Source organism: Pseudoalteromonas sp. G5_S1_14_S5 (assembly GCF_054968605.1).
Map to the genome: position 1 here is coordinate 1 of NZ_JBQKUM010000189.1, position 1,090 is coordinate 1,090.

The 1,090-nt window shown below is 48.3% G+C and carries 1 protein-coding gene; it reads left to right on the top strand.

Annotated elements, in window-relative coordinates; all coding sequences use genetic code 11:
- The coding region (locus tag ACTRWI_RS22480; RefSeq protein ID WP_499133911.1) for a hypothetical protein at nucleotides 1-1,090 on the top strand (1,090 nt) is incomplete at both ends.

Here is a 1,090-nt window from a genome sequence, read left to right on the forward strand (position 1 = left end):
TTGGCGTTAGCATCAATGCGGCTGGCGATCGCATTGCGGTCGGTGCGCGACAAGAAGATGGGCCAACCAATAGTATGACGAACCAAGGTGCGGCTTTTGTTTTTGATTACAATGGTAGCAGTTGGAATCAAACCCAGGTGCTGCGTGCCAGTGACGCAGCGACGAATGACAACTTTGGTTTTCAAACTCAACTGAGTGCCGATGGGCGTAAACTTGTGGTGTCCACACAAAATGCGGAGGCGGTGTACCGTTATGACTTAGCGAATGCCGACACCACGCAGTGGCAAGCCAGTGAAACGATTTTCAGCTCCCCATCGAGTAACACCGATGAATTTGGCACTTTTGCCATCGCCTTTAATGGTAAAGACATTGTGGTCGGGGCATCTTATGATGATTATAACTACAATGGTATTCTCACTAACAGCGATAATAATACGGTGTTTGATGCCAATGACACCAGTTCGACGGGTACCGCCTTCGATAATACCGATACCAGTATCATCAATTCAGGTGGCGTCTATGTGATAGCCAGTGAGCCTTATGCGTTATCGAGCCTGGATAGTTTGCAAGCGCGTGTTAACGGTTCAAACACCATTTTCGCCTGGGCGGCAGGAAGCAGTACCGTGCCAACAGTCACAGATTATCTCAATGCGTCGATTGATAATGTGACGGTCGATAATCTTTCGGACATTAACACTCAACTTCAAAGCCTGGCTCACACCGATATGGAAAGTGTGCAACCGATGGTCAACGCCATCAATAAAATCTTGGCTTACACAATAGATGCCACTAACCCAGCAGTACCAACCTATACCGATTACACCCTTGCGGGCATTAATGGCGTGGATGCCAATAATGCGGACACCTTAAACGGTTATGTTGGCGGTCAAAGTGTGGCCGTTGCCGACATTCCAGCATTGGTGACGCGTATGAACCACCTTTTAGTGTTACGCGCTTACAGCTCAGATATGAACAATAATACCGAACCAACCCTGAGTAACTTCACCGGCGCAGGCATCAGCACCTTACGTGGGATAAACCTTGCTGATTACAACAGCGAGCTGGTTAATCAAACCCTCACCACGGAAGC